This window comes from Stenotrophomonas sp. Steno-Z4 (assembly GCF_056393145.1).
The window spans coordinates 89,213-104,190 of sequence record NZ_JBWJPC010000003.1; the positions used below are offsets into that span (position 1 = coordinate 89,213).

Sequence of the window (14,978 nt, forward strand, 5' to 3'; positions counted from 1 at the left end):
GGCAGCGGCCTTTACCCTTTCTTCCGTTACAGGAAATGCAATGAGCAAGCGGATCTACTCGAGGATCGCGGGCACTGGTAGTTACTTGCCCGAAAAAGTGTTGACCAACCAGGATCTGGAGAAAATGGTCGACACCAGCGATGAGTGGATCCAGACGCGCACCGGTATCCGTGAGCGGCACATCGCCGCCGACACGGAAACCACCAGCGACCTCGGCTACCACGCCGCGGTACGTGCGTTGGAAGCGGCCGGTATCGACGCTTCCGAGCTGGACATGATCGTGGTGGGAACCACCACCCCCGATCTGATCTTCCCGTCCACCGCGTGCCTGATCCAGGCCAAGCTCGGTGCGAGCGGCTGCCCTGCCTTCGACGTCAACGCCGCCTGTTCGGGCTTCGTGTTCGCGCTGGGCGTGGCCGACAAATTCATTCGTTCCGGTGATGCCCGCCACGTGCTGGTCATCGGTGCGGAAACCCTGACCCGTATCGTCGACTGGAACGACCGCACCACCTGCGTGCTGTTCGGCGATGGCGCGGGCGCGGTGGTGCTCAAGGCCGACGAAGACACCGGCATCCTGAGCACCCACCTGCATTCGGATGGCAGCAAGAAAGAGCTGCTGTGGAACCCGGTGGGCGTCTCGGCCGGCTTCGGCGAAGGCGAGCAGGCCCGCGGCGCGATCCTGATGAAGGGCAACGACGTGTTCAAGTACGCCGTCAAGGCGCTGGACTCGGTCGTGGACGAAACCCTCGACGCCAATGGCATGACCAAGGCCGACCTGGACTGGCTGATTCCGCACCAGGCCAACCTGCGCATCATCGAAGCCACCGCCAAGCGGCTGGATATGTCGATGGACCAGGTCGTGGTCACCGTGGACAGGCACGGCAACACCTCCTCCGCTTCGGTGCCGATGGCGCTGGACGTGGCGGTGCGCTCGGGCAAGGTGCAGCGCGGCCAGCTGCTGCTGCTTGAAGCCTTCGGCGGCGGCTTCACCTGGGGTTCGGCGCTGCTGCGTTATTAATACGTTAATCGGTTCACACGAAACGGCCCCGATGGGGCCGTTTTGCATTTCTGGAGGTGTGTCATGGTCGAACCCATTGTCATCGAGGGTCAGCGCGCCTGGCTGAAGCAGTACGGTGAAAGCAGCCGCGCGGTCGCGCTGGGCCTGCTCAATTTCGTGGCCAACCGCTTCCAGCTGGACGCGCTGCGCCCACCGCCGCACCGCGGCGGTGACGCCGCCCGGGAAACCGAAGCGCGGCGCCTGGCCGAACTGCAGGCGCAGGGGGTGAACGTGCCGCACGTGATCGGCAGCGGCCATGCCTCGCTCGTGCTGGGCGACAACGGCAGCTCCTTCAACACCTGCCTGCGCCAGGCCGACGATGCCGGCCGCGACGCACTGGTGTCGGCGGCGATGGAGGCCATCGTGGCCGCCCATGCCAAGGGCGCCTATTTCGGCCAGCCACTGCCGCGCAACCTGACCTGGGATGGCCGGGCCATCGGCTTCATCGATTTCGAGGAAGATCCGCTGGAAGTGATGGACCTGGCCCAGGCCCAGGCCCGCGACTGGCTGATGTTCGGCTATGGCGTGGCCAAGTACTACGAACACCGCCCCGAGCAGCTGCAGGCGCTGATGGCGGCAGCCATGGATGGCGAAGACGCCCCGGTGCTGGCGCATGCGCACGAGGTCTCCGGCCGGCTGCAGCGCCTGGCCCGCTACAGCATGAAGATGGGGCGCTCGGCGCGCGCGCTGGCGCACGCCATCGTGATCGTGCACGGGGCGACCACGCTGGGCATGTTGATGTTGGTGGCGATCTGCTTTGATTTCTTCAGCGATGGCGACCTGGACATTCTGCAGCTGTTTGTTTGAGGGCGTGCCGACCAGCGGTCGGCACCTGCCGGGGGCTGGTCAATACGCGCCAGTACAGACGAAGCGCGGTATTCCCCCTTATCATTCGCCGTTCGATTTTTGCAGGCGGAACTCCGCGTGACCGATTCCAATCTCGCTTTCGTGTTCCCCGGCCAGGGCTCGCAGTCGCTGGGCATGCTGGCTGAACTGGCTGAACTGCACCCGCAGGTGCGTGAAGCGTTCACCGAAGCCTCCGATGGCGCCGGCGTGGACCTGTGGGCGCTGTCGCAGGGCGGCCCGGAAGAGATGCTCAACCGCACCGAGTACACCCAGCCGGCCCTGCTGGCCGCCAGTATCGGCGTGTGGCGCGCGTGGCAGGCCGTCGGCGGTGCCCAGCCGGCCGTGCTGGCCGGGCACAGCCTGGGCGAGTACACCGCCCTGGTGGCCGCCGGCGCACTGTCGCTGCGTGACGGCGCGCATCTGGTGCGCCTGCGCGGCCAGCTGATGCAGGATGCCGCCCCGACCGGCGTGGGCGCCATGGCCGCCGTGCTCGGCGCCGAAGACGCCCTCGTCAAGGAAGTCTGTGAACAGGCCTCCGGCAGCCAGGTGGTGGTGCCGGCCAACTACAACTCGCCCGGCCAGATCGTCATCGGCGGCGATGCCGCTGCCGTCGACCGCGCCTTGGCGCTGCTGGCCGAAAAGGGCGTGCGCAAGGCCGTGAAGCTGGCCGTCAGCGTTCCCTCGCACACCCCGCTCATGCGTGAAGCCGCCAACCGCCTGCAGGAAACCATGGCTGGCCTGGCCTGGCGCGTGCCGGCCTTGCCGGTGGTGCAGAACGTGGATGCCCGCGTGCACGACGGCATCGATGCCATCCGCACCGCCCTGGTCCAGCAGTTGTACCTGCCGGTGCAGTGGACCGGCTGCGTCGAAGCCCTGGCCGCGCGCGGCGTGACCCGCGTGGCCGAATGCGGCCCCGGCAAGGTGCTCAGCGGCTTGATCAAGCGCATCGACAAGGGCCTGGATGCGCGCACACTGTCCACGCCCGCCGACTTCGAGACGGCCCGCGAGACCTGGGCCGCCTGATGACTTTCGATCGCGTTCGCCACGTGCCAGCCCCCGGGCCGGCGCTGCGGACCGGTCCCGTTCGAGGAAACTGAGCATGAGCAAGCCCCTTCAGGGTGAAATCGCACTGGTGACCGGCGCCAGCCGTGGCATCGGCGCGGCGATCGCCGATGCACTGGCCGCGCAGGGCGCGACCGTGATCGGTACCGCCACCACCGAATCCGGTGCTGCCGCCATCGGCGAGCGCCTGGCTGCCGCAGGCGGCCACGGCCGCGCGCTGAACGTGACCGACCCGGCCGCGCTCGAGGACGTGCTGGACGGCATTGCCAAGGAATTCGGTGCCATCACCATCCTGGTCAACAATGCCGGCATCACCCGCGACAACCTGCTGCTGCGCATGAAGGACGAGGACTGGCAGGCCATCCTCGACACCAACCTGACCAGCGTGTTCCGCACCTCCAAGGCCGTCATCCGCGGCATGATGAAGGCGCGCAAGGGCCGCATCATCAACATCGCCTCGGTGATCGGCGTGACCGGCAATGCCGGCCAGGCCAATTACGCCGCGGCCAAGGCCGGCATCATCGCCTTCTCCAAGTCGCTGGCCAAGGAAATCGGCTCGCGCGGCATCACCGTCAACGTGGTCGCGCCGGGCTTCATCGATACCGACATGACCAAGGCGTTGCCGGAAGAACAGCGCACCGGCCTGGTCAAGTCGATCGCCCTGGAACGCCTGGGCGAGCCGTCCGACATCGCCAATGCGGTGGCGTTCCTGGCCGGTCCTTCGGCCAGCTACATCACCGGCGAAACCCTCCATGTGAACGGCGGCATGTACATGCCGTAAGCATGTGGTGCAGGGACTGCACCGCAAGTGGTTGATCCAAATGGAGTTTTGCAGCCATGCAAGGCCCCTGCGGTTTCCACTACACTATCCCACGGCCATCGCCATTTGATGGCGTCACTTTTTGAACCACTACTCCATCTGGAGCGATATCCAATGAGCACCATCGAAGAACGCGTCAAGAAAATCGTCGTCGAACAGCTTGGCGTCAAGGAAGAAGAAGTTGTCACCACCGCATCGTTCGTCGATGACCTGGGTGCCGACTCCCTGGACACCGTTGAACTGGTGATGGCGCTGGAAGAAGAATTCGAGTGCGAGATCCCGGACGAAGAAGCCGAGAAGATCAGCACCGTCCAGGCTGCGATCGACTACGTCAAGGCTCACGTCAAGGCGTGATGTCGGGCGGCTTGCGCGCGGTAGTGGTGCTTACCGCCACCGCGTGCAGCAAACCCATGGGGCCGCGCTTGCGGCCCTGTGCTTTTGAGCGTTACACCGCGTCAACCCCGCACTACCCGGGTCAGGAGAATCTGCAATGAAGCGTCGCGTCGTCGTTACCGGCATGGGCATGGTCTCGCCGTTGGGCAATGATCTGGCCACCAGTTGGAAGGGCATCACCGAAGGCCGTTCCGGCATCGGCCCGCTGACCAACGTTTCGCAGGCTTACCTGGACCGTTTCACCACCAAGATTGCAGGTGAGGTCAGGGACTTCGACATCACCGCCGACAACGAACAGTTCGGCAAGTTCCGGGTCAGTGGCAAGGATGCCAAGAAGATGGACCCGTTCATCCATTACGGCCTCGGTGCCGCCTTCATGGCCTTGAACGATTCGGGCCTGGAGATCACCGACGGCAATGCCGAACGCATCGGCGCCATCGTCGGCGCGGGCATCGGCGGCCTGCTGGGCATCGAGGAACAGACCATCGAGTTCCACGAGGGCAAGAAGATCTCGCCCTTCTACGTGCCCAAGACCATCATCAACATGCTGCCCGGGCAGCTGAGCATCATCACCGGGTTGAAGGGACCGTCGTTCTCGGCGGTGTCGGCCTGCGCCACCTCGAATCATTCCATCGGCACCGCCATGCGCATGATCCAGTACGGCGATGCGGACGTGATGGTGGTGGGCGGCGCCGAGCGCGGCTCCTCGCCCACGGCGCTGGGCGGCTTCTGCGCCATGAAGGCGATGAGCACCCGCAACGACGCCCCGGCCGAAGCATCGCGCCCGTGGGACAAGGAACGCGACGGCTTCGTGCTCGGCGACGGCGCCGGCATCCTGATCCTGGAAGAGTACGAACACGCCAAGGCCCGTGGCGCGCGCATCTATGCCGAGCTGGCCGGTTTCGGCGCCAGCTCCGATGCGTACCACATGACCGCCCCGAGCGAGAACGGCGAAGGCGCCGCCCGCTGCATGACCATGGCCCTCAAGGATGCCGGTGTTACCCCGGACCAGGTGGGCTACCTCAACGCGCACGGCACCTCCACGCCGCTGGGCGACCTGGGCGAAACCATGGCCATGAAGACCGCCTTCGGCGACCACGCCTACAAGATGATGGTCAGCTCCACCAAGTCGATGACCGGCCACCTGCTCGGCGCCGCCGGCGGCGTGGAAGCCATCTTCTCGGTGCTGGCGCTGCGCGACAACATCATTCCGCCCACCATCAACCTGCACGAAGCGGGCGAGGGCTGCGACCTGGATTACGTGCCCAACACCGCACGCGAGGCCAAGGTGGATGTGGTGATGTCCAACGGCTTCGGCTTCGGCGGCACCAACGGCACGCTGGTGTTCAAGCGCGTCTGAGCGCGCCACCCAACGTCACCGCACCGGGCCGCCATCTTGGCGGCCTTGGTGTATCTGGCCCCCGCACTTACTTTGGTTGCCCTGCCATGTTCCAGACCCGCCTGCTGCCCGACACCACCGACCTGCTTGCGCTTCAGCGGCTGGCGCCGGAACGTTACCCGCTGCTGATGGAATCCACCGCCTCGGGCACCGCGCAGGGGCGCTGGGACCTGCTGCTGATGGGCAACGGTGAATCGCTGGCGTTGCATGCCGATGGCGTGGTGCGCGACCGCGACGGTGCCGCGCATGCCGGCAGTTTCCTCGACGTGCTCGATGCGCACTGGCAGTCCCTGCGTCTGCCGCGCGAAGAAACCGGCCTGCCGTTCCGGGGCGGCTGGGCACTCATGCTCGACTACGAACTGGCCGGCCAGATCGAAACCGTGCTCCACCTGCCGGCGCGCGCCGACGGCCTGCCCAGTGCACTGGCCCTGCGCTGTCCGGCCGCCGTGCTGCACGACCGCGTGCTGGGCCAGTTCCACGCCGTGTGCGAAACCGACCACGCCGACCAGCTCGACACCCTGCTGCAGGACCTGGCGGCCACCGCCACGCTGCCGCCGCTGCCGCAGTGGCAGCCACCGGCGCAGATGGAAGAGGACGCGCCCACGCGCTTCACCGACGGCGTGGGCAAGGTCATCGAGTACCTGCGCGCCGGTGATGTGTTCCAGGTGAACCTGTCGCGGCGCTGGGTCGCGCATTTCGATGACACGCTGTCACCGCAGGCGCTGTACGCGCAGCTGCGCGTGGCCAATCCGGCGCCGTTCGCCGGCCTGTTCATCGCGCAGGGCAGGGCAGTGGTGAGCTCCTCGCCGGAGCGCCTGGTCTCGGTGCATGGCGATGACGTGCAGACCCGCCCGATTGCCGGCACGCGCCCGCGCTTCGCCGGCGACGACGATGCCGAACGCATCCGCGAACTGGTCGGCCACCCCAAGGAGCGCGCCGAACACGTGATGCTGATCGACCTGGAACGCAACGACCTGGGCCGCATCTGCACCGCCGGCAGCGTGGAAGTGGATGAGCTGATGAGCGTGGAAAGCTACGCCCACGTGCACCACATCGTAAGCAACGTGCGCGGCCGCCTGCGCCCGGGCGTGAGCCCCGGCCAGGTGATTGCCGCCACCTTCCCCGGCGGCACCATCACCGGCTGCCCGAAGGTGCGCTGCATGCAGATCATCGCCGAACTCGAACAGACCGCGCGCGGCGCCTACACCGGCGCGTTCGGCTGGCTGAACCGCGATGGCGACCTGGACCTGAACATCCTCATCCGCACTGCCGAGGTCGCCGGCAGCCACGCCGCCTTCCGCACCGGCGCCGGCATCGTGGTCGATTCGGATCCGGCAAAGGAGCTGGACGAAACCCGCGCCAAGGCCCGCGGCCTGATGCGCGCGCTCGGCCGCCAGGAATGAGCCAAGGTATGCTGTAGGGCGAACGCGTAGGGACACGCCATGCGTGTCCGCGCTGAAACGATAAACCCGTAGAGCCACGCCCTGCGTGGCTGCACCACCCACCGAGGAATGCATGGCAGGCGTAAAACGAGGTTGTCTAACGGTCCTGACGGTATTGCTGCTGGGCGCACTTCTCCTGGCCGCCGCCGGCGCATGGTTCTGGCACAGCCAGAGCGGCTTCGCCGACACCGCCATCAGCCCCGACCAGCCCAGCGTCGTCATCGCCCCGGGCGATGGCCTGCAGACTGTCGTGCGCAAACTGCGCGACGCCGGCGTGGATGAAGGCAACGACACCCAGTGGCAGCTGCTCGCGCGCCAGCTGGACGCCGCCGGCAAGCTCAAGGTCGGCGAGTACGCGCTGGACCCCAAGCTCACCCCGCGCGAACTGCTCACCCGCATGCGCCAGGGCCGCACCCTGCAGCACCGTGTCACCATCGTGGAAGGCTGGAACATCCGCCAGCTGCGCGCCGCGCTCAAGCGCGCCGATCCGCTCATCCACAAAACCGACGAACTGGACGATGCCGCGCTGATGAAGACGCTCGGCTTCCCCGGCCAGCACCCGGAAGGCCGCTTCCTGCCCGAGACCTACGTCTACCAGCGCGGCGATACCGACCTGGACGTGCTCAAGCGCGCCCACGCCGCCATGGAAAAGGAACTGGCCGCCGCATGGGAAAGCCGCGCCGACGACCTGCCGCTGAATTCCCCGTATGAGCTGCTGATCCTGGCGTCCATCATCGAAAAAGAAACCGCGCTGCCCAGCGAGCGCCCGCAGATTGCCGGCGTGTTCGTGCGCCGCCTGAAGATGGGCATGCGCCTGCAGACCGACCCGACCGTGATCTACGGCATCGGCAGCAGCTACGACGGCAACATCCGCAAGCGCGACCTCACCACCGATACGCCGTACAACACCTACACGCGCGCCGGGCTGACCCCCACCCCGATCGCCATGCCGGGCCGCGACGCCCTGCAGGCCGCCGCACGCCCGGCCCCGGGCGATGCGCTGTACTTCGTGGCCGTCGGCGATGGGAGCGGCGCGCACGTGTTCTCGGCCAACTACACCGACCACAACGCCGCCGTGGCGCGTTACCTGCAGCAGCTGCGCCAGCAGCGCGCCCAGCCGCAGGCGGCACCGCAATGAGCCCCGCACTGCGCCGCCACCCGCGGTTCATCAGCCTGGAAGGCGGCGAGGGCGCGGGCAAGACCACCGCGCTCAACGCCATCCGCGCTGCCCTGCAGGCGCAGGGCTGTGAGGTGGTGCTCACCCGTGAACCCGGCGGCACCCCGCTGGCCGAGCGCATCCGCGCACTGGTGCTGACTCCGGATGCGGAAATCGCCGCCGAGCCGCTCAGCGCCGAAGCCGAGCTGCTGCTGGTGTTCGCCGCCCGTGCCCAGCACGTGCGCCAGGTGATCGAACCGGCCCTGCGCCGAGGCTGCTACGTGCTCAGCGACCGCTTCACCGATTCCAGCTACGCCTACCAGGGCGGCGGCCGTGGCCTGGAGCCGGCGTGGATCGCCGAGCTCGAACGCCGCGCGGTGGGCCTGCTGCCCGGCCTGACCCTGCTGCTGGATGTGGACGTGGCCGTGGGCCGCGCCCGCGCCAACGGCCGCGACCTGTGGCCGGACCGCATCGAAAGCGAGCAGGACGATTTCTTCCAGCGCGTGCGCGCGGTGTTCCGCGAGCGCGCCACCCAGGACCCCACGCGGTTCCGCCTGATCGACGCCAGCCAGGACCAGGCCGGCGTGGCCGCCCAGGTCGTGGATGCCATCAACGCATACCTCACCAAGGAGGGCGGTAATGGCTGAGTTTTCCCCCTGGCAGCAGCGCGCCTATGACCAGACCATCGCCGCGCTCGACGCTGGCCGGCTGGGCCATGGCCTGCTGATCTGCGGCCCGGCCGGGCTGGGCAAGCGCGAGGTGGCGCTGCGCATGGCCACCCACGTGCTGACCCGGGGCGAGCCGGCCGCGGCCCAGCGCGCCGCCCAGCTGATCGCCGCCGGCACCCACCCGGATCTGCAGCTGGTGTCGTTCATTCCGAACAAATCCGGCGACAAGCTGCGCACCGAGATCGTGATCGAGCAGGTGCGCGAGATCTCCCAGAAGCTCTCGCTCACCCCGCAGTACGGCATCGCCCAGGTGGTGGTGGTGGACCCGGCCGACGCCATCAATCGTGCCGCCTGCAACGCCCTGCTCAAGACCCTGGAAGAGCCGCAGCCCGGCCGCTACCTGTGGCTGATCAGCAGCGACCCGGCGCGCCTGCCGGCCACCGTGCGCAGCCGCTGCCAACGCCTGGAATTCAAACTGCCGCCGCGCGAGGAAAGCCTGGCCTGGCTGCAGGCCCAGGGCCACAGCGAAGCCAGCGCCCGCGAAGCGCTGGACGCTGCCCGGGGCCACCCCGGCCTGGCCGACGACTGGCTGCGCAACGACGGCCTGGCCCTGCGCCGGCAGGTCGCCAGCGATCTTGAGGCACTGGTGGCCGGGCGCGCGGGCGCGGTGGAACTGGCCCAGCGCTGGACTGCCGATGACCACGCCGCGCTGCGCCTGCGCCACGCCGCCGATCTGGCGTTGGCCCAGGCCACCGGGGGCGGCTTGACCGATCCCGAGCGATTGCACAAGCTGGGCGCCTGGTTCGACGCCGCCAACCGTACCCGCGATCTGTTGCGCACCACCGTGCGCGCCGACCTGGCGGTGGTGGAATTGTTGTTGGCCTGGAACAAGGTCAACGAGCGGCACGCAAAGGGGAATAGAGCATGAGCGCCACCAACGCCCGCCAGGGCATCCTGTCGCTGGCCGTCAAGGACAAAGCGTCGCTGTACAGCGCGTACATGCCGTTCGTGAAGAACGGCGGCATCTTCGTACCCACGCCCAAGCGCTACTTCCTGGGCGACGAAGTGTTCCTGCTGCTGACCCTGCCCGACTCCAGCGAGCGCCTGCCGGTGGCCGGCAAGGTGGTCTGGGTGACCCCGGCCGGCGCCCAGGGCAACCGCGCGGCGGGCATCGGCGTGCAGCTGGCCGATGGCCAGGAAGGCGAGAACGTACGCAACAAGATCGAGACCGCGCTGGCCGGCACCCTGAACTCGGACAAGCCCACGCACACGATGTGAAGAAATTTACGCAAACCCGTTGACGCGAAATTTTGCCGCCCTATAATGAGCGGCTCAGCAGCATCGGGCGGTTAGCTCAGCGGTAGAGCATTGCCTTCACACGGCAAGGGTCGCAGGTTCGAACCCTGCACCGCCCACCATGATTCAGTCAAAAAAGCCTCCGGAAACGGGGGCTTTTTTGTTTGTGTTCGCAGTTCCGGTTTCTGATTGGGTGCAAGCAGGACGAAGCCACCTTCGCTCATCGGTCGGACTGGCTGAACGACGTCCCGGAGATCAACCATCGCTAGAACCGGAACAGCATGTCGTCCTGGCGCTCCTTCTCAGAGGACACCTCACCCATCTTGTCGAAGGGTATTGTCACGTCGTGATCGTAAACCGTGTTGTGCAGGACAAAAGAGCGGGCTTTCCAGTCAATGCTCTTCAAGGTGCCTTTCTCTTTCGTCGAGTTGATGGAGGGGCCAGGTGTTATCACGACCGTCAGATGTTCTCCAATGGCGTACTTGCGGAGCTGATCTTCGAGTGCCATTTCGCTTCTCCCTGGTACCGGTGCCTCACCGGTTTCGACGCATCCTGATAGGGAATCCGCACCTCAACTGTTCAGAATCGGCAAGACGCGGCATGTATTCGGCATGATCGATGCTCAATCGTCGAAAGGGCGGGGCAGAGGTGCCCGACCAGCAAGGAACGGCTGACAGACCCCATGACTCCTTACTTCGGATCTTGGACCGTCAGGACGGCTCGATAGGCCGCGCCGATGAATACTGGAACAAGACACGGAACAATCGATTTCTCATCTGGCTCTTCATCCGGCAGGGTGCCCCTTCCATCGCGCGATAGGGGTACTTCATGAGCAGCATGTCTGGTTCGGAAGATGCGTACAGCACTCTGGTTGAAAGGGGGGAAGAGGGGTGGATCCGCGGCCTGGTGGCGTTTGCCATCTTCGAAGAGCAGCGGATTGAGTGGATGCGTCACATCGAGTCAAGGTCGAGTTGTCTTCCCGATAGTGAGCAGATTCGGGAATGGTACGAGCAGCAGCCAATCTCAGCCCTGATCCGTGCGCGAGAGGCTGCGAAGGTCATGTTGACTACGCATGTTCAAGCAGCCCACAAGATGCCCGGTGACGGCTCCAATGGCGGGAGGGCAACTTTTGCACCTGGCTTGGATTCTCATCAGCTTCGATCAAGCGAGATGGATCATTCGCCGGAAATGTCCTTTGCATCAAAAATCCTCAGGGATCCATCAAAGAGCAAGGCTGCAATGATTGCGGCGGAACTTGCCCTGGGCCCGCGCCCGAAGTGGTAGATTCCGACATGTTTCGGGCGGCATGCTCGATGTTTTTATGCGTGCTTGAAGTGCCGCTCCCTCGCTGAAGTGTGAGCTGCGTTCACTGATCAATGAGCGGGTGTGGTCTGTTGCGTCATGACTTAGATTCCGTCTACCAAGATCGCCAGATCAAGAGATACAAACGATTTCCCAGCCTTCGCATCATCCTGCATGGTGTTCTACAGAGCCTAGAAACTCTTAAAGCCACACAATGTTGGACGTGCTTTGTCGGGAGGGCGGCTAATACAAGACCCTCGTGGAAATACGCCCGCCGTTCTGTGTGGCTTACGGTTTCTAGCCTCCCGACGCTCTTGTCACTCCGACGAGAGCCACACGTGCCGGAGGTCCAACATGTTTAGATCGCGGGCTGTTACGCCCTACGAAGACGAACTTCGCCCCAAGCGCAAAGCCTTTTCCCGCCCGCCAAGCACTTACAGGATGTGTGGGCATTGGTACGAACTGCCTGGCGGGATGGGGCGCTACGAACGCGTTCCTTGTCTCAAGCTGACTGGCCGCTGGTTGCGGGATGTCGGCTTCGAGATCGGTGCAAGGGTGGCCGTTGAGGTGAAGGAGGGCTCCATCATCCTCACGGTGATCGAAACGGCGCCGCCGGTGGCTCCGAAGGTTCCCCGCCAAGTGCAGCGGGAGCTGGCCCACGCAGGGAGGTTGTCATGAGCAGGCGCGTACTCATGCGGGCGAAGATGGAAGACACCTTGCGCGCCAACTTCCAGGCTGCGGCGGCGCGCAATTTCCTGCCGGCAGCCACGGTGCTGCGGCAACTGATGCAGGCGTACGTGGCGGTGCAGGGCGCGCCTGCCGATTCCGTGGCAAGGCGGCCTGGCAACGCCGTGCCGGTTGCTGCCGAGGCGGTCGCGAGGCTGACGCGGCCGCTGCACATGCAGCGCGACGAGCGGGATGTCGAAGCGCTGTTCCAGCGGCAGTGCCAATGGAAAGACAGCGTCTTTGGTGGCGTGTCCGGAGGAAACCCCCATGGCTGAGCACGAGCGTCAGAAACGGTACGTATCGCCGGCGCGAAGGGAGGCACTGCGCATCTGTGCCGGCATGCTTGTCAGATTGGTGGATGTGGTGGAAGGCTGCCACCGGCTCACGTTGCTGCGGCGCGCGGCAGGCGTTGACGAATGGGACAGGGACTTCGCCGTGTTCGCTCACATGTCAGAAGAGTTCGACCGCCTGGGTGCCTGGGAAGGGCGCAGGTACTGGTCGGAAGAAGAGCTGGCCAAGGCGGTGCCGAATGGCAGGGAGATAGCCGCTCGGGCACGGGCCATGACGGAACGAGGGTGTCATTCGGTGGTGCGGCGAGTGGTTGCTGAGGCGGAGGGCTGAAGGCCGTAGAATCCGGATTCCAACGGTGAAGGATCACGGCATGAAGCTCAGGGGTACGGTGCGCGGCAGACTGTGCATGGGGTGCTTCGTCCTGCTCGCCTTGGTGCTGGGTGCTGTCGAGCCTGTGCTGGCGCAGACAGCACGCAAGCCTTCCCCCTACGAGTACCGCCCGGAGAATGACGCTGCTGCGCAGCCAGCGGTTGGGCCGGACTACCTGTCGCGGATCGATGGCCGCGAGCAGTTCATGCAGCTTGCCCGTGTCTACAACGCGGGCACTGCGCTGGAAATGCCGCACCTGATCTTCGTGATCGACCGGCAGAATGCGGTGCGCGTGTACTACATCAATACGCCGCGCTTTGAGCTGCACGAGAACTTCGTGCGCCGCCAGGGGCTGGTGCGTTCGCTGGACAAGGCCACGCTCAATGCGCAGTACCGCGATCCGCAGCGGCGCTTCCTGTTCGGTACCGTGAGCTGGCAGAAGGACCTGCCGGGGTACACGTACGAGTTCTGGGAGGGCGACAAGCTCACCGCCGCCCTGCTGCGGCAGACCGACGAGGTGGTGCGCGCATCGTTCCGTGATCCGATCCGCTTCAAGACCAACTCCACCCAGCATGAGCAGCTGGCCAGCGGCATGAAGCTGCCGTTTGTCAGCCAGGAGGCCTTGTTGCGTGAGCAGCGTTTCCTGCCGCTGAACACGGGCAAGGCCGAGGGCAGGTTGCGCATCATACGTACCGAGGCGCAGCTGCGCACGCTGTCGCCGCGCGATATTCCGGTGCTGGACGAGGTGCCGATCGCGCTGGCCCCGGTAGCCGGGCTGGTCACGCAGCGGCCGTCCACGCTGTTGTCGCACGTGAACCTGCTGGCGAAGGGGTGGGGCATTCCCAACGTGTACGTGCGTGACGCTCAGACCGCGCTGCGTCAATACGATGGCCGCTGGGTGGCGCTGGAGGTCAGTAACAACGACTACCGGGTCACGCCCCTGGCACGCCCGGCACGCACACCGTCAGCAGCGCCTGCACGCGCCACGGTGCGCAACCTGCCGCGTCCGGATCTGGCGGTAGTCGCGCTTAAGCCCTTGGCCGCGCTGCGTGCACGCGACAGCAGCCACTGCGGGGTGAAGGCAGCCAACCTGGGCACGCTGAAGGCGGCGCTGCCACCTCTGGCGCGCGTGCCCGATGGCTTCTGCATTCCCTTCGCGCATTACCAGGCGACCATGCAGCGGCTGGACATTCCCCAGCACCTGCAGGCGCTGCAGCGCCGCCCCGGATTCAACACCGACCCGAATGTCCGCCGCGAGGCGCTGGCCGCGCTCCGTGCGGAGATCGCCAATGCCGCGCCCGATCCTGCCTTCATTCGTGCCCTGGATGCACAGTGGCAGGGCCAGTTGAAGGCCGGCGGGGTGTTCGTACGCAGCTCGTCCAACTCGGAGGATCTGCCAGGCTTCAGTGGGGCAGGGCTGTACACCACGGTGCCCAACGTGACCCGCGCCGATGCCGTGGCCAAGGCCGTACAGACGGTGTGGGCCTCGGTCTACAACTTCGAGGCCTACGAAGCGCGCACCGCCGCCGGCCTGCAGCAGGATGCGGTGGCCATGGCGGTGCTGGTGCAGCTGGCGGCACCCTCGGACAGCTCTGGGGTGATGATCACCCGCGATCCGTTTGATCGCGCCCGCCAGCACACCACCTACATTTCGGCCAAGCGCGGGCTGGGCATCCGCGTGGTGGAGGGCAAGCGCCAGGCCGAACAGGTGATGTACTCGGACTGGTCCAAGGCGGTGCAGGTGCTGAGCCGGTCGGCCGAGGATACCCAGCTGGTGGCCAAGGCCGGTGGCGGCGTGCGCGAAGTGCCCATCACCGGCTCACGGCAGGTGCTTACCGATGCGCTGATCGCGCGCCTGGCCAAGGTGGGCAAGGCCACCAAGCAGGCATTGGGCGGGGTGGACCAAGATATCGAGTGGGCAGTTGTGGGCGATGAGATCGTGATGCTGCAGTCGCGGCCGTATGTGGATGGCGCTGCGCGATAGCGCATCTGATTAGTCAACCTGTCGCCAGACGGAGATAGGCACGCTGCCATCCGCGCGTGGCGGAACGCTGTCGCTGCCGAATCGCAGGACGCGACGCTGGTGGAAGCGAGGCGGGCGCTGGAGAAAATTGTGAGACAGGGCAAGTCCAACGAGGGTCAATCGGCCTA

17 protein-coding genes and 1 tRNA gene are annotated in these 14,978 nt (G+C 65.9%); 17 read left to right on the forward strand and 1 reads right to left on the reverse strand.

Annotated elements, in window-relative coordinates:
* Positions 1 to 40: 40 nt before the first annotated feature.
* The 12 genes from AC06E7_RS09155 to AC06E7_RS09210 all read left to right on the forward strand — a co-directional run bounded on the left by AC06E7_RS09155 (position 41) and on the right by AC06E7_RS09210 (position 10,261).
* A complete protein-coding gene (locus AC06E7_RS09155; protein WP_478064259.1) occupies positions 41 to 1,018 on the forward strand; it encodes a beta-ketoacyl-ACP synthase III in 978 nt (325 codons plus the stop codon).
* Between the two features lie 63 nt (positions 1,019 to 1,081).
* A complete protein-coding gene (locus AC06E7_RS09160) occupies positions 1,082 to 1,864 on the forward strand; it encodes a BUD32 family EKC/KEOPS complex subunit (RefSeq protein ID WP_095363684.1) in 783 nt (260 codons plus the stop codon).
* A 117-nt stretch (positions 1,865 to 1,981) separates the two neighbouring features.
* Positions 1,982 to 2,926 (forward strand): ACP S-malonyltransferase, encoded by a 945-nt coding sequence (gene fabD, locus AC06E7_RS09165; RefSeq protein ID WP_478064260.1) that lies wholly within the window; start codon positions 1,982 to 1,984, stop codon positions 2,924 to 2,926.
* Positions 2,927 to 3,002: 76 nt separating this feature from the next.
* Positions 3,003 to 3,746: a 3-oxoacyl-ACP reductase FabG gene (gene fabG, locus AC06E7_RS09170; protein ID WP_478064262.1), complete on the forward strand. Its 744-nt coding sequence runs from the start codon at positions 3,003 to 3,005 to the stop codon at positions 3,744 to 3,746.
* A 153-nt stretch (positions 3,747 to 3,899) separates the two neighbouring features.
* Complete coding sequence (gene acpP, locus AC06E7_RS09175) at positions 3,900 to 4,139, forward strand: acyl carrier protein (RefSeq protein WP_068849637.1); 240 nt, start codon at positions 3,900 to 3,902, stop codon at positions 4,137 to 4,139.
* Positions 4,140 to 4,275: 136 nt separating this feature from the next.
* Positions 4,276 to 5,538 carry a beta-ketoacyl-ACP synthase II gene (gene fabF, locus AC06E7_RS09180; RefSeq protein WP_068849639.1) on the forward strand — a complete coding sequence of 421 codons (1,263 nt, stop codon included), beginning with the start codon at positions 4,276 to 4,278 and terminating at the stop codon, positions 5,536 to 5,538.
* An 86-nt stretch (positions 5,539 to 5,624) separates the two neighbouring features.
* A complete protein-coding gene (locus AC06E7_RS09185) occupies positions 5,625 to 6,980 on the forward strand; it encodes an aminodeoxychorismate synthase component I (protein WP_478064264.1) in 1,356 nt (451 codons plus the stop codon).
* A 112-nt stretch (positions 6,981 to 7,092) separates the two neighbouring features.
* A complete protein-coding gene (mltG, locus tag AC06E7_RS09190; protein ID WP_478064265.1) occupies positions 7,093 to 8,157 on the forward strand; it encodes an endolytic transglycosylase MltG in 1,065 nt (354 codons plus the stop codon).
* Positions 8,154 to 8,822 (forward strand): dTMP kinase, encoded by a 669-nt coding sequence (gene tmk / locus AC06E7_RS09195; RefSeq protein WP_426804064.1) that lies wholly within the window; start codon positions 8,154 to 8,156, stop codon positions 8,820 to 8,822. Before mltG ends, tmk begins: the two co-directional genes overlap by 4 nt.
* Positions 8,815 to 9,771, forward strand: a complete 957-nt coding sequence (locus AC06E7_RS09200; RefSeq protein ID WP_184124998.1) for a DNA polymerase III subunit delta' — start codon at positions 8,815 to 8,817, stop codon at positions 9,769 to 9,771. The genes tmk and AC06E7_RS09200 overlap by 8 nt, the downstream gene beginning before the upstream one ends.
* Positions 9,768 to 10,121: a PilZ domain-containing protein gene (locus AC06E7_RS09205; protein WP_068849648.1), complete on the forward strand. Its 354-nt coding sequence runs from the start codon at positions 9,768 to 9,770 to the stop codon at positions 10,119 to 10,121. The genes AC06E7_RS09200 and AC06E7_RS09205 overlap by 4 nt, the downstream gene beginning before the upstream one ends.
* A gap of 65 nt (positions 10,122 to 10,186) precedes the next feature.
* A tRNA-Val gene (locus AC06E7_RS09210) sits at positions 10,187 to 10,261 on the forward strand.
* 143 nt (positions 10,262 to 10,404) lie between these two features.
* Here the strand turns inward: AC06E7_RS09210 and AC06E7_RS09215 are convergent.
* Positions 10,405 to 10,647 (reverse strand): hypothetical protein, encoded by a 243-nt coding sequence (locus tag AC06E7_RS09215; protein ID WP_478064267.1) that lies wholly within the window; start codon positions 10,645 to 10,647, stop codon positions 10,405 to 10,407.
* 320 nt (positions 10,648 to 10,967) lie between these two features.
* Here AC06E7_RS09215 and AC06E7_RS09220 point away from each other — a divergent pair, with 320 nt between their 5' ends.
* The 5 genes from AC06E7_RS09220 to AC06E7_RS09240 all read left to right on the forward strand — a co-directional run bounded on the left by AC06E7_RS09220 (position 10,968) and on the right by AC06E7_RS09240 (position 14,811).
* Positions 10,968 to 11,423 carry a hypothetical protein gene (locus tag AC06E7_RS09220; protein WP_478064269.1) on the forward strand — a complete coding sequence of 152 codons (456 nt, stop codon included), beginning with the start codon at positions 10,968 to 10,970 and terminating at the stop codon, positions 11,421 to 11,423.
* A gap of 492 nt (positions 11,424 to 11,915) precedes the next feature.
* A complete protein-coding gene (locus AC06E7_RS09225) occupies positions 11,916 to 12,119 on the forward strand; it encodes a SymE family type I addiction module toxin (RefSeq protein ID WP_478064606.1) in 204 nt (67 codons plus the stop codon).
* Positions 12,116 to 12,442 (forward strand): hypothetical protein, encoded by a 327-nt coding sequence (locus AC06E7_RS09230; protein ID WP_478064270.1) that lies wholly within the window; start codon positions 12,116 to 12,118, stop codon positions 12,440 to 12,442. The genes AC06E7_RS09225 and AC06E7_RS09230 overlap by 4 nt, the downstream gene beginning before the upstream one ends.
* Positions 12,435 to 12,788 (forward strand): hypothetical protein, encoded by a 354-nt coding sequence (locus AC06E7_RS09235; protein WP_210131883.1) that lies wholly within the window; start codon positions 12,435 to 12,437, stop codon positions 12,786 to 12,788. The genes AC06E7_RS09230 and AC06E7_RS09235 overlap by 8 nt, the downstream gene beginning before the upstream one ends.
* Before the next feature lie 40 nt (positions 12,789 to 12,828).
* Positions 12,829 to 14,811: a PEP/pyruvate-binding domain-containing protein gene (locus AC06E7_RS09240; protein ID WP_478064271.1), complete on the forward strand. Its 1,983-nt coding sequence runs from the start codon at positions 12,829 to 12,831 to the stop codon at positions 14,809 to 14,811.
* The last annotated feature ends 167 nt before the right edge of the window (positions 14,812 to 14,978 follow it).

Excerpts from the sequence above, each read along its gene's own strand:
- AC06E7_RS09235 (WP_210131883.1), top strand. The coding sequence starts at position 12,435 with ATGGCTGAGCACGAGCGTCAGAAACGGTACGTATCGCCGGCGCGAAGG.
- AC06E7_RS09185 (WP_478064264.1), top strand. The coding sequence starts at position 5,625 with ATGTTCCAGACCCGCCTGCTGCCCGACACCACCGACCTGCTTGCGCTT.
- AC06E7_RS09225 (WP_478064606.1), top strand. The coding sequence starts at position 11,916 with ATGGGGCGCTACGAACGCGTTCCTTGTCTCAAGCTGACTGGCCGCTGG.
- mltG (WP_478064265.1), top strand. The coding sequence starts at position 7,093 with ATGGCAGGCGTAAAACGAGGTTGTCTAACGGTCCTGACGGTATTGCTG.
- AC06E7_RS09200 (WP_184124998.1), top strand. The coding sequence starts at position 8,815 with ATGGCTGAGTTTTCCCCCTGGCAGCAGCGCGCCTATGACCAGACCATC.
- fabG (WP_478064262.1), top strand. The coding sequence starts at position 3,003 with ATGAGCAAGCCCCTTCAGGGTGAAATCGCACTGGTGACCGGCGCCAGC.
- AC06E7_RS09215 (WP_478064267.1), bottom strand. The coding sequence starts at position 10,647 with ATGGCACTCGAAGATCAGCTCCGCAAGTACGCCATTGGAGAACATCTG.
- AC06E7_RS09155 (WP_478064259.1), top strand. The coding sequence starts at position 41 with ATGAGCAAGCGGATCTACTCGAGGATCGCGGGCACTGGTAGTTACTTG.
- AC06E7_RS09220 (WP_478064269.1), top strand. The coding sequence starts at position 10,968 with ATGAGCAGCATGTCTGGTTCGGAAGATGCGTACAGCACTCTGGTTGAA.
- AC06E7_RS09205 (WP_068849648.1), top strand. The coding sequence starts at position 9,768 with ATGAGCGCCACCAACGCCCGCCAGGGCATCCTGTCGCTGGCCGTCAAG.
- tmk (WP_426804064.1), top strand. The coding sequence starts at position 8,154 with ATGAGCCCCGCACTGCGCCGCCACCCGCGGTTCATCAGCCTGGAAGGC.
- acpP (WP_068849637.1), top strand. The coding sequence starts at position 3,900 with ATGAGCACCATCGAAGAACGCGTCAAGAAAATCGTCGTCGAACAGCTT.
- AC06E7_RS09230 (WP_478064270.1), top strand. The coding sequence starts at position 12,116 with ATGAGCAGGCGCGTACTCATGCGGGCGAAGATGGAAGACACCTTGCGC.
- AC06E7_RS09240 (WP_478064271.1), top strand. The coding sequence starts at position 12,829 with ATGAAGCTCAGGGGTACGGTGCGCGGCAGACTGTGCATGGGGTGCTTC.
- fabF (WP_068849639.1), top strand. The coding sequence starts at position 4,276 with ATGAAGCGTCGCGTCGTCGTTACCGGCATGGGCATGGTCTCGCCGTTG.
- AC06E7_RS09160 (WP_095363684.1), top strand. The coding sequence starts at position 1,082 with ATGGTCGAACCCATTGTCATCGAGGGTCAGCGCGCCTGGCTGAAGCAG.